This is a genomic window from Glaciecola sp. HA4-3 (assembly GCF_055693685.1).
This window is the reverse complement of record NZ_CM146340.1, coordinates 3,101,467-3,112,809: the sequence shown is the minus strand read 5'-3', so window position 1 is coordinate 3,112,809 and position 11,343 is coordinate 3,101,467. Positions and strand designations below refer to the sequence as shown.

Annotated in this window: 11 protein-coding genes and 1 pseudogene; 6 read left to right on the top strand and 6 right to left on the bottom strand. The window is 41.5% G+C overall.

The window, feature by feature from the left end:
• Window positions 1-12: 12 nt before the first annotated feature.
• The 3 genes from prpF (at window position 13) to ACZ1G6_RS14990 (ending at window position 2,513) form a co-directional block, all read left to right on the top strand.
• The gene (gene prpF, locus ACZ1G6_RS15000; protein ID WP_472617029.1) at window positions 13-1,206 is read left to right on the top strand and encodes a 2-methylaconitate cis-trans isomerase PrpF; all 1,194 of its coding nucleotides are present in this window, start codon (window positions 13-15) and stop codon (window positions 1,204-1,206) included.
• Window positions 1,207-1,318: 112 nt separating this feature from the next.
• On the top strand, window positions 1,319-1,891 hold the full coding sequence (locus ACZ1G6_RS14995; protein ID WP_472617028.1) for a helix-turn-helix domain-containing protein: 573 nt from the start codon (window positions 1,319-1,321) through the stop codon (window positions 1,889-1,891).
• The gene (locus ACZ1G6_RS14990; RefSeq protein WP_472617027.1) at window positions 1,884-2,513 is read left to right on the top strand and encodes a sensor histidine kinase; all 630 of its coding nucleotides are present in this window, start codon (window positions 1,884-1,886) and stop codon (window positions 2,511-2,513) included. Before ACZ1G6_RS14995 ends, ACZ1G6_RS14990 begins: the two co-directional genes overlap by 8 nt.
• 22 nt (window positions 2,514-2,535) lie before the next feature.
• Here the strand turns inward: ACZ1G6_RS14990 and ACZ1G6_RS14985 are convergent, their stop codons facing one another.
• From ACZ1G6_RS14985 to cyaY, 6 genes are read right to left on the bottom strand one after another with little or no spacing between them, the layout of a single operon-like run.
• Window positions 2,536-3,693, bottom strand: coding sequence for a heme biosynthesis HemY N-terminal domain-containing protein (locus tag ACZ1G6_RS14985; RefSeq protein ID WP_472617026.1), 1,158 nt, complete (start codon window positions 3,691-3,693; stop codon window positions 2,536-2,538).
• Entirely contained in the window at window positions 3,690-4,997 is a 1,308-nt protein-coding gene (locus ACZ1G6_RS14980; RefSeq protein ID WP_472617025.1) for a uroporphyrinogen-III C-methyltransferase, read from the bottom strand. The genes ACZ1G6_RS14985 and ACZ1G6_RS14980 overlap by 4 nt, the downstream gene beginning before the upstream one ends.
• Window positions 4,990-5,751 (bottom strand): uroporphyrinogen-III synthase, encoded by a 762-nt coding sequence (locus tag ACZ1G6_RS14975; protein WP_472617024.1) that lies wholly within the window; start codon window positions 5,749-5,751, stop codon window positions 4,990-4,992. The genes ACZ1G6_RS14980 and ACZ1G6_RS14975 overlap by 8 nt, the downstream gene beginning before the upstream one ends.
• Before the next feature lie 21 nt (window positions 5,752-5,772).
• Complete coding sequence (hemC, locus tag ACZ1G6_RS14970) at window positions 5,773-6,717, bottom strand: hydroxymethylbilane synthase (RefSeq protein ID WP_472617023.1); 945 nt, start codon at window positions 6,715-6,717, stop codon at window positions 5,773-5,775.
• A 26-nt stretch (window positions 6,718-6,743) separates the two neighbouring features.
• Entirely contained in the window at window positions 6,744-7,415 is a 672-nt protein-coding gene (locus ACZ1G6_RS14965; RefSeq protein ID WP_472617022.1) for an alpha/beta hydrolase, read from the bottom strand.
• A 41-nt stretch (window positions 7,416-7,456) separates the two neighbouring features.
• Entirely contained in the window at window positions 7,457-7,780 is a 324-nt protein-coding gene (cyaY, locus tag ACZ1G6_RS14960) for an iron donor protein CyaY (RefSeq protein ID WP_472617021.1), read from the bottom strand.
• Window positions 7,781-7,985: 205 nt separating this feature from the next.
• Between cyaY and gmk the strand changes: the two genes are divergently transcribed.
• The 3 genes and pseudogenes from gmk (at window position 7,986) to spoT (ending at window position 11,342) form a co-directional block, all read left to right on the top strand.
• Complete coding sequence (gmk, locus tag ACZ1G6_RS14955; RefSeq protein WP_472617020.1) at window positions 7,986-8,639, top strand: guanylate kinase; 654 nt, start codon at window positions 7,986-7,988, stop codon at window positions 8,637-8,639.
• Window positions 8,640-8,819: 180 nt separating this feature from the next.
• A pseudogene (rpoZ, locus tag ACZ1G6_RS14950) lies at window positions 8,820-9,096 on the top strand (DNA-directed RNA polymerase subunit omega).
• A 146-nt stretch (window positions 9,097-9,242) separates the two neighbouring features.
• Entirely contained in the window at window positions 9,243-11,342 is a 2,100-nt protein-coding gene (gene spoT, locus ACZ1G6_RS14945; RefSeq protein WP_472617019.1) for a bifunctional GTP diphosphokinase/guanosine-3',5'-bis pyrophosphate 3'-pyrophosphohydrolase, read from the top strand.
• Window position 11,343 lies beyond the last annotated feature (1 nt).

Sequence of the window (11,343 nt, the reverse complement as noted above, 5' to 3'; positions counted from 1 at the left end):
GGAGCATTGTCTATGACAAAAATTCATAAACCACAAATAAAAGTGCCCGCCACTTATATGCGCGGTGGAACAAGTAAAGGCGTCTTTTTTAGCTTAGATGAACTCCCCAAAGACGCACAAGTACCAGGGAAGGCGCGAGATGATTTGCTTTTGCGTGTGATTGGAAGCCCAGATCCCTATGGAAAACACACCGATGGAATGGGGGGCGCTACATCAAGCACCTCCAAAATTGTTATTTTGAGTAAAAGTGATAAAGCCGACCACCATGTAAATTATTTATTTGGGCAGGTTGCCATTGATAAGCCCTTTGTCGATTTTAGTGGTAATTGTGGCAATTTAACGGCGGCGGTTGGTTCCTTTGCGATTGAAAAAGGCTTGGTGGATCCGGATTTACTACCACAAAACGGTATTTTTGAAGTTTATATTTGGCAGCAAAATATTCAAAAAACGATTGTTGCGCATGTGCCTATTGTAAACTCAGTGGTTCAAGAAACAGGTGACTTCGACTTAGACGGCGTTACCTTTCCAGCTGCAGAAGTCAAAGTAGACTTTTTGAAGCCTGCAGCCGATGGCGAAAACAGTGGAGTATTAAGCACAGGAAACGTGATCGATACTCTACATGTACCCGATGTGGGGGATTTCCAAGTTAGTTATATTGATGCGGGCATCCCAACCGTATTTCTACAAGCACAAGCCCTTGGTTATAAGGGTACAGAACTACAAGAAGACATTAACAGTGACCCACATGCCTTAGCGAAGCTTGAGAAAATTCGTGCTCACGCAGCGGTAAAGATGGGCTTAATTAGTGATGTAGAAGAAGCTAAACAACGCCAACATACACCTAAAATTGCTTTTGTCTCGCAAGCATCTGACTATGTCAGCTCAAGTGGAAAATCAGTAACTAAAGAGCAAATTGATCTTTGTGTGCGCGCATTATCGATAGGTAAACTACATCATGCGATGATGGGAACAGCGGCCGTAGCAATCGGCACAGCGGCCGCCATTCCCGGAACCTTGGTGAATCTTGCAACTGGTAATGGACTTGCTAAACAACGTCAGGAAGTCACCTTTGGACACCCTTCTGGTACTTTAAAAGTAGGAGCGCAAGCCAATCAAACTAACAGTAATTGGCAGGTAGAAAAAGTCAGCATGAGCAGGAGTGCAAGAATATTGATGGAAGGTAATGTGAGGATACCAGTCAAGTAAAGGTACAAATAAAATAAGCATATCCGAAAATACCTATGTATTAATGCTGTAGATAACTTCATACCGCTGTTTTGATAACCTAAGTCCGGTTTAAAATTGCAGTGAGGTATAAATGAAGTCGTTTTCAAGTGGTGAAGTAGCAAAATTGTGCGATGTTACACCACGTACCGTGATTCGTTGGATTGATGCAGGAAGAATTAAGGCGTTTAAGTTACTACAGGTAGAGGCAATAACAGAGTTGCTACAGGCTGATTTAATTTCTTTTTTAATGGCCAATAAAATCCCTGTCCCCGTTGAGATGATGGGGCAGGTTGAGCGTCACTGCGTGATGTTATCAAACGACAAGCATCTAACGCGTCACGTAATGAGAATAGTGCGCAATGAAGACTATGTGGGACATGTAGTTTCAAATGAAATTGAGGCAGGATTGTCAATTGCACAGCATGAGCCTCACTTAGTTATATTAGACACCTCGCAAATGAACCGTTTTGACGATTCTATACTTGAGCAAATAAAGTCTTCTGCCAGTTTTAATGCCCATATTATTGCTTTCGTATATGAGAACTCGTCAAGCAATACTATTAATATATCTGGTAAGCAAAGCAACCTTCAGTTCTTTACCAAACCTGTCGATTTGTACCATTTTGCCAGTTTCTTAGATGACATGGATGCGTCAAATGTCTGATTCTAAAAAACAAGTAAATAAGATGTACACTCAAGCTACACAAACAACCGATGACGATATGGCGACGCATTTGTTAGACGATATGCATCAAAGCTTGTCTAGGCTTAACAATGTGCTTGGTAGCAATATATTTGCACACTCGTATGAGCAGGGTGAGAAAGATTCACGTGACATTAATCAGTGTATCAAAACAGCTTGTGGCTATAACCTTGATAAGATTGCAGGACACGCTAAGCTGCACTTGACGCTAGATAAGGTGCCTTACACCTTACTCAATAATGCCAAGATCATTCAGTTATTTAGTAACTTAATTGCCAATGCCTGCCAAGCGATTGATACAAAACATGCCTTAGGTGAGATTCATATTCATTCAAGCTATAAAGGGCAAGCCATAAAAGTATACGTAAGTGACAACGGTTGCGGTATCGCACAGGATAATATTCAAGAGATATTTAACCCATTCTACAGCACGCAAAGCAATCCTGGTGGATTAGGCTTAGGCCTTGCGATTGCGCGGGATATTGTTAGCGAACATCAAGGTCATTTGAGCGTAGATAGTGATTTGCAAAAAGGAAGCGTGTTTTGCATTACACTTCCTATTATGAATAAGCCTGTTCATTAGGGTCAAGCTATAAGCTAGGTATCTACTGATCAAGTAATTGATGATAGATGTGATTAGCCCCTTCATAGTCCTTAGCGTGCTCAAGGATTTTAGCTAGCAGTGAGCGATCATCTCGATTATCTTTTAACTCAAGTGATTTTGTTAAGGCTTTTTCGGCAAGCGCGTAATCACCACTGTTATATGCAAGGTTTGCCAAAACAGAGTACAACAACGCATCTGCAGGTGTTTTCTTTATCGCTGACTGAATAAACCCAATTGCTTTGGCCGGGTTGGGCATTCTTATTTGCTTAAACAAAGGCCAAAATGACGGATTGCGTTGCTTTGTGGCAAAGCTGACAAGCATAGTTTCGGCATCAGAATACAAGCCTTGATCAATCAATAATTGAGCATATGCAGTTTGACAGGCGACATCTTTACGTACGCTTCTAGGTAAGGCTTGCCAGTGCAGTTTAAGGGCATTTGCACCTTCTTTGCTAGCAATCGCAGAAAATTCACCAAAAACACATTGTGTTGACCATTTTTCATAATCATCACCTAATACTTTTTTATTGGCTTGTGCGTATCTTTGAATTTGTGACCAATCATCTAGTGCTTCTAGTATATTTAGCTTCAACAACACAAATGCTTTGGTATTGCGTAACTTGCCTTCAATGCTTGCAAGTAGCTCCATTGCTTCTTCTGCTTTACCTTCTAGTAAGGCAATCTCGGATTGTTTTAAACTCGATACGTGTAAAGACTCTTTAGTTTCCATTGCTTGTACTAAAAAAGCCTTTGCTTGTTGGGTGTTACCAAGCTGTTTTTCAATCTCGGCTGCTAACAAAAGGTTACTGCCTTTGAAGTCACCACCTTGGGTTTTGCGCAATAAGGTTAAGGCGTTTTGCTTGTCATCGAGTAAAAGTGCCTTGGTCGCTTCAAAATATGCTTTGTCACGTTGACGCTTAGATAGGGCACCAAACCAATTTTTTGAACCTTGTAGCCATCGAATTAGTTTTTTTATACTCCATTCGCCTATCCAAAACAGCATGATTGAGCATAAGCCAATAATTATTGCGCTAATGATGCTTAGTTGGATAACTGTATTCGGTAAGGCAATAATAATTTTACCTTCAACGCTGAGTAACAACTCTCCGAAAACAAGGGCAAAGAGAATTAATACAATAATGACAATAAATTTAATCATAGCGCATTACCTTCGTTCTCATTTTGCGGAACTAAAGAACCAACTTCTGGCTGCTTGGGAATGTTGTTATATAAGCTTTGAATGCGGGCTTTAGTGATATCTTGTAATGAGATGACGGACTTTAATTGCGTGGGAAGCTTACTTTCAAGGTCAGCATTTTGTAGCTCTTGCAGAGCACTTAAAAATTGACCAACGCTAGTATCATCTAATTGGTAAAAGTCCACAATAAGTGTTATTGCTTGTTGCATGGACGCTCTGTAAAGCTCAATGTGCTCATTAAGTACTGCCGTCTGTGCTTGTGCTAAGGCAAACTGTAAACGCTGCTCGATTAACCACTGCTGACGCTGAGCTAAATAAGGCTCTAATGGCTCATCAATGGTATCGATAGTGATGAAATCGCCAACAATCGAACGCCATGTTTTAGCAAGATTATCACGCCAATCAGCTACATCATTGCTTAACTCGTTGTCTGTGGTTGTTTCTAGCTCTGGTAGTTGTAATGAGTCCATTGGGAGTGCTTCAACACGCGGCGACATAGCACCTACTGCTAAAGCAATTGAATAAGTTGAAACCGGATTAACTTGTTTAATTGCTTGGATATCACCTGCAATTAGCGCCCTAACAGGAAATAGCGATGGGTCGTTTAGGTCAGCAATACGGGCATCTGCTTCTTGTAAAAGCGTTAAAGCGGTTCTTAAATCTTTTTCTAAATATAACTTACGTCCAGCCATGTTCACTAGGTAGTTTGCTTCGGCCAATAACCAATCTGAAGGCCTACGTCCGTTTAACTCTGCGACCCGTTGGCCTTGAACTTCAAGTCCTGTTGCATTTTGATTCACTTGTTCGCTTAAGGTTTCGACGCTTTTGAGTACTTGAGACTGAAGTTGCTCGTTACTAGCTAGCTGGTTTTGACTCGCACTAAGGGTGCTTGTGACTTGTTGTTGTATATCTAGCGCATTTTGTTTAAGTTGTGATTGACCTTGCTCAAGACGGGTAATGCTGCTCGCAGTTTCGGTTTCGACTTCGTCTACTTGTATGTAATACCAATATGCAGCAGCACCCAAAAGGCAAACAAAGACAAAATTGAGCGCACTAATTACCCATAATAATGTTGTTTTTGGCCCAGAGTTGCCTTTATTGTTAGGCGCTGGACTTACGGCAGCATCTTTTGGTGTATGTTTACTATTGGTGTCTTTTTTGTGTCCAGATAAGGCGGTGGATGTTTGCTTTTTTTCACTTGTACTTGATGCGCCCGATTGAGCAGATAATTTTTCATTTTCAGGCAAGATTGGCTTATCAGACATTAACAACTCCTTTAGAGACAAGCTTATTGGCGGCGTTGGCAAGTGCTTGGGGGCTTGCTCCCTCGCTTACACTTAAGTTTTTTATGCCTTGTTCTATAGCATAGTCACGAATTCGATTACTAGCGACAATCCAATGAAGGTTTTGAAGCCATATATTTGGTAATTGCTTTATTATCTCGTGCGCAATTTCAACGCTTGTTACTATAATACACTGAATACCTTGGCTTACCAATGTATCCTTTTGGTGGCTTATGTCACGCGCTACTCTTTTGTAAACGTTTAATTCCTTCACTAAAACACCTCGCGTGGTCAGCGCATCAAAAATCAAGGAGCGCCCACCTTCACCTTTCAGTAATAGGACAGATCTATTTTCCATATCCACATTTAGTGCTTCAAGAGCCAAAACGCCTTCTGAATTTTCAGGCCTTGCGCAGATAACATTTTGAGGCTCAAAAGTGTGATTGTTATCTTGTAAATAGGCATATAAAGCATTAAAGGTTTTTTTACCCACACAGATTAATTTTATTGACTTTAGACTAGTAGTAAGCGCTTGCTGGGTGAGCCATTCTACGGCATAACTCGATGTGATGATAATGGCATAAGGCTTATCCCTAAGAAGCGAGTCAACATTGACTTTTTTTGTACAAATTTGAATATCAACAACCGATAAAGTGCAACTGGGTAGGCCATGTTTGCCAAAATAATCAGATGTGAATTTTGCTTTTGGTTCGGGACGAGCGATTAAGAAACTCATCTTTACATACCGAAAGTCGTATTATTCAGGTAAGGCATCTAAAATTGCCTTAGCGCCTTGTCCCAATAGAGCATTAGCTACTTGATGACCAAGCTTTGTTGCTTCATTTAGATCATCAATTGCGCAACTAGTGCTTTGTTGGGCGTGTAATATCTCACTGCCGTCCGGTTGGGCAACTAAGGCTCGCAAAGTAAGTTGTTTGTCTTTATACAAAGCAAAACTGCCTATTGGTACTTGGCATCCACCCTCAAGCGCTGCATTCATGGCCCGTTCACACGTTACACGCAACGCGGTTTCATCATGATTTAAACTAGACAACATATTTATCAATACAGTGTCGTCATTTCGGCACTCAATTCCAACTGCCCCTTGTCCAACGGCGGGTAGCGAGTCTTGATAATGGATTTCTTGCTTGATTCGCTCTTGCATATTTAAGCGAATTAGACCAGCACAAGCTAATATGATTGCATCATAGTGACCGTCATCCAGCTTTTGGAGTCGTGTATTTACGTTTCCGCGAAGGTCTTTAATAATTAGGTCAGGTCGCGCGGCTTTAATTTGTGATTGTCTTCTTAAACTTGATGTACCAACAACTGCTTTAGCGGGCAATGCATCTAATGAATCATACTGGTTGGACACAAATGCATCATAGGGATTTTCTCGTTCACAAATACAATGCAGGCCAAAACCATCGGGGAAGGCGACAGGGACATCTTTCATGGAATGCACAGCTAAGTCTGCTAAATCATTTTGCATTGCGATTTCAAGCTCTTTGATAAACAAACCTTTACCACCGATTTTTGCCAAAGGCGTATCTAGTATTCGATCACCCTTGGTCGACATTGGCACTAACTCGACCTTTGTTTCAGGAAAATGCTTATTCAACTGCGCTTCGACATAATAAGCTTGCCACATAGCCAAGGCGCTTTTTCGTGTTGCAATGCGAATAAGCGGTTTTGTTTCCATGATTAAATATCCTTATCTAAGTCGATTTAGCGTAGGTGCTGAGTGATAAAGGTCGCGATGTCGTTTACTTCAGGCATGCATACATTATGTTGCATCACGTACTGTTTGAATTGCACATCATAACCTTCTTTTTCAAGTGCTTGAAAGGCAGCCTTCCCAAGGCTTAATGGTACGACTTCGTCTTGCTGTCCGTGACAGCATAATATAGGCGTGTTCTGATTTGCTTCACTTTTTTCATCACCTAGTGTTTTAGCGCTGGCCATATATGTGGATAAGGCGACAATACCGGCAAGTTTGTTTTGATAACGAGTGCCAAGGTGAAGTGCAATAACGCCTCCTTGTGAAAAACCAATTAACATGATTTTGTTGGCGGGTATGCCTGCCTCGATTTCTTTATCGATTAATCTTTCAACCGCAGAACTTGATTCGAGCACACCTTCAATATCAGCTCTGCTTTCCATATCCAATGTTTTAATGTCATACCATGCTCGCATTTCCATGCCATTATTAATTGTGACTGGACGAACGGGTGCATGGGGAAATACAAATTTAACGCCTAGCTCGTCTGCAAGCCTGAGTTCAGGGGCAATGGGAGCAAAACCGTTACCTGAATCACCAAGGCCATGAAGCCAGATGATGGTTGATTTGTGTAGGCTTGGTGGAGCAATGTCTACAGATGACAATAGATTATTTGACATAAAATGTCCTTTTACTCAAAGTGATAAAAACTATTTAGTGCTTATTGAATATTTAAGGTGACTTGTTCGCCAGCTTGTTTGCTCACTGCGTCATCGAAAAACTCAAAAAACTCCCCACCAAAGCGTTCATCAATCCATTTGCCATCAGTGTAGTTGAAGTGGTGCCCATTGAACTTAGTTGCCACCCAAAGCTGCAGTAAAGGTGGTTGCTTATTTAGGATGATTTTAGACTGATCAGGCATAATTAGGGTAAGGATACCTTCGGCACTCTCGAAATCGATATCGGGTGTTTCAAGCTCATCGAGGGCTTCTTCAATTTTGATAAATAGTTCGTCAATCATCTGATCATATTGGCTTTCGTTCATCTACGGATCCTTTCTTTAATCAATCAGCCAATACACAAGCAAAAAATTGGCGATATTTGGTTTTTTTAACGATCTGTGTCTCTAACTAGCTACAGATGTGTATAATACAGTGCATGTTAGCATATTTCCGGCGAGCTTATGTAGTCCCTAGCGCGTTAGTTGGCAAACAATTTTATTAATCGCTTACACGATACAAGGACTGATAATGAGTGAATCCTCCAATCGGCAATTAGGTAATCTATTCATCATCGCTGCGCCATCTGGCGCGGGTAAATCGAGCTTGATCACAGCACTTTTGCAACGCGCTCAAGAGGGCACTTTGTTCAATCAAGCGCAATTGTCTGTTTCACATACAACTCGTGAACCTCGCGAAGGTGAGGTAGATGGCATGCATTATCATTTCGTCAGTACAGATGAATTTGAAAGCATGATAAAAGATGACGAATTTTATGAGCATGCAAAGGTATTTGATAATTATTACGGTACATCCAAGCAAGCGATTTCAAATAAGCTAGCAAACGGTATTGATGTATTTTTAGATATTGATTGGCAAGGCGCACGCCAAGTCAAGCAGGTCAATCCTGATGTCATCACTATTTTTGTCATGCCGCCTTCACGAGACGAGCTTTATGCTAGATTGTTGAGTCGTGGCAGTGATTCACAGGAAGTTATCGATAAACGGATGCAACAAGCGCAATCAGAAATGTCGCACTATGATGAGTTCGACTATGTACTGATCAATGACAAATTTACCCATGCCCTTGAGGAGCTCATTACGATCGTGAAGGCATCGAGCTTGAGCAAATCCAAGCAAAGCATCCGAAATAAAGCATTATTTGATGAGCTTTTAAGTAAATAAGTAATAATTTTTCGCTTATGCCGCAAATATTCACTAAGTGGTCTATATTATTAGCGCGGAATCCTTTATACTTCGCGACCAATTTTTGAACAAGTGATAGGGCTTACCTTTAGTCACTATCTAACGACCTAATTTGGCTTACTTTTTTCAAAATAAGCCACTACAAGACCGGAGCAATATATGGCACGTGTAACCGTTGAAGATGCAGTTGACTAAGGTTGGTAACCGTTTTGATTTAGTTTTAGTTGCGGCAAAACGCGCTCGTCAGCTTGCAACCGAAGGCAAAGACGCGCTTGTAGACGCTGAAAACGATAAGCCAACAGTAGTGGCACTTCGTGAAATTGAACAAGGCCTTGTGACCGCAGAGACAGTTGAGCAAACTGAGATGCAAGATCAACGCGCTCAAGAAGAAGCAGAATTTGCTTCAGTAGCCAGCATTTTAGCTAACAACGGCTAAGTATTTTCTAACGAAACAGCTCTGTTTCGAGATAATTACTACTATTTTACAAAACGCCGATTATTATCGGCGTTTTGCGTTTGCATATCCCAAAAATATACGTATTCTTAATTTATGATTAGAGTATAGAAAGGACATTTTTTTTAGTGTATTTGTTTGAAGGTCTGCAAGCGAAAATCAGTAGTTACTTGCCGAAAAAACAAGTCGATTATGTAAAGGCTTCTTATGTGCTTGCGCGCGATGCACATGAAGGGCAAACTCGCTCTAGTGGTGACCCTTACATTACCCACCCTGTGGCGGTAGCTGGCATCCTTGCAGATATGAAACTTGACCACGAGACGCTCATGGCGGCATTGCTACATGACGTCATTGAGGATACCGAATACACAAAAGAAGACCTTAGTTTAGCATTTGGTGAAACTGTTGCAGAGTTAGTCGAGGGTGTCAGTAAGCTAGATAAATTGAAATTTAGTTCAAAGCAAGAAGCTCAAGCTGAAAATTTCCGTAAAATGCTTATGGCGATGGTTCAAGATATACGGGTCATTTTAATCAAGCTATCTGACCGTACTCATAACATGCGAACCTTAGGCGCCTTAAGACCTGATAAGCGTCGCAGAATAGCGCTAGAAACCCTCGAAATTTATGCCCCTTTAGCGCATCGATTAGGTATTCACGATATTAAAAACGAGCTTGAGAACCTTGGTTTCCAAGCGATGTATCCACTTCGCCATCGCGCATTGCAAGGCGCAGTTGCTCAAGCGCGTGGGAATCGCAAAGAAATTATCGAGCGCACTGAAAAAGAGCTTAGCGCAAAGCTTGAGCAATTTGATATTCAAGGCAGGGTATTTGGCCGTGAAAAACACCTATACTCAATCTATCGGAAAATGAAAAATAAAGAAGTTTCTTTTTCTGAAGTCATGGATATTTATGGCTACCGGATTGTGGTAGATAGTGTCGACAATTGTTATCGGGTACTAGGTGCGATACACGGGATGTACAAGCCGATTGAAAATCGTTTTAAAGATTACATCGCAATACCCCGTTCAAACGGTTACCAGTCTTTGCATACGTCTTTGAAAGGTTCACACGGCATTCCACTTGAGGTACAAATTCGAACCGAGGATATGGACCATTTAGCCGATAAAGGCGTGGCAGCACACTGGCAGTATAAAGATGACGGTGAGAAGAACAATACTTCGCAAATGCGCGCCAATCAATGGATGCAGTCTTTGGTTGAACTACAGCAAAATGCAAGCACGTCAGTTGAATTTATAGAAAGCGTCAAATCAGATTTATTCCCTGACGAAATTTATGTATTTACACCCAAAGGCAAAATTGTCGAATTACCAACTGGCGCAACGGCTGTTGACTTCGCTTATGCAGTGCATTCAGGTGTAGGTAATACTTGTGTAGGCGCAAGAGTTGATCACAAAAACTATCCGTTAAGCGCGCCGCTTGAAAATGGTCATAGCGTAGAAATTATCACCTCACCTAGAGCTAAACCCAATGCAAACTGGCTTAATTTTGTGGTCAGTGCAAGGGCAAGGGCTAATGTGCGAAGTTATCTTAAGACGCAACATCGGCATGATGCTATCAGTATGGGTAATCGCTTGTTACGTCATGCCCTAGGTACCATAAAGTTAGATGAAATTGATGACCAGACCAAAGCAAGGGTCGTTGACGAAACTAAGTATGACGATTTTGATGCACTACTGACCAGCATTGGCATGGGGAATGAACTAAGCGCTATGATTGCAAGGCGACTAGTTGGCGATAACACTGAAATACCTGAGAAAAAATCAAATGTAGCTATTCGAGGTACTGAAGGATTGAGCGTTTATTATTCACGCTGTTGTCATCCTATACCAGATGATGAAGTTGTAGCAATATTAAGCCCGGGGCGCGGTGTCGTCATCCATCAAACCGGTTGTACAAATATTCGTAAGTTGTCTAGAGAAGAGCCTCAACGCGTGTTACCAATGGAATGGGATGACGATGCACAAGGTGATTTTAAAGCGGCTTTGCGTGTCGAGTTAACCAATCAACGAGGCTCGCTGGCAGCATTAACCTCTGCTATAGCAGCGTGTGACTCGTCGATTGTCAATATGCAAACAGAAGATAGGGATGATGGGCGCTTTATTATCGATATTGAGCTTACCACTCGTAACCGCATTCATTTTGCCACGGTTATGCGTAAGATTCGCACCCTTGATGAGCTTCAGAAAGTCTCAAGACACAGTCAATAAC

Bases quoted from the DNA above. Each gene is read 5' to 3' on its own strand.
- prpF (WP_472617029.1), top strand. From the start codon at position 13: ATGACAAAAATTCATAAACCACAAATAAAAGTGCCCGCCACTTATATG.
- ACZ1G6_RS14985 (WP_472617026.1), bottom strand. From the start codon at position 3,693: ATGATTAAATTTATTGTCATTATTGTATTAATTCTCTTTGCCCTTGTT.
- ACZ1G6_RS14965 (WP_472617022.1), bottom strand. From the start codon at position 7,415: ATGTCAAATAATCTATTGTCATCTGTAGACATTGCTCCACCAAGCCTA.
- cyaY (WP_472617021.1), bottom strand. From the start codon at position 7,780: ATGAACGAAAGCCAATATGATCAGATGATTGACGAACTATTTATCAAA.
- ACZ1G6_RS14990 (WP_472617027.1), top strand. From the start codon at position 1,884: ATGTCTGATTCTAAAAAACAAGTAAATAAGATGTACACTCAAGCTACA.
- gmk (WP_472617020.1), top strand. From the start codon at position 7,986: ATGAGTGAATCCTCCAATCGGCAATTAGGTAATCTATTCATCATCGCT.
- hemC (WP_472617023.1), bottom strand. From the start codon at position 6,717: ATGGAAACAAAACCGCTTATTCGCATTGCAACACGAAAAAGCGCCTTG.
- ACZ1G6_RS14975 (WP_472617024.1), bottom strand. From the start codon at position 5,751: ATGAGTTTCTTAATCGCTCGTCCCGAACCAAAAGCAAAATTCACATCT.
- ACZ1G6_RS14980 (WP_472617025.1), bottom strand. From the start codon at position 4,997: ATGTCTGATAAGCCAATCTTGCCTGAAAATGAAAAATTATCTGCTCAA.
- ACZ1G6_RS14995 (WP_472617028.1), top strand. From the start codon at position 1,319: ATGAAGTCGTTTTCAAGTGGTGAAGTAGCAAAATTGTGCGATGTTACA.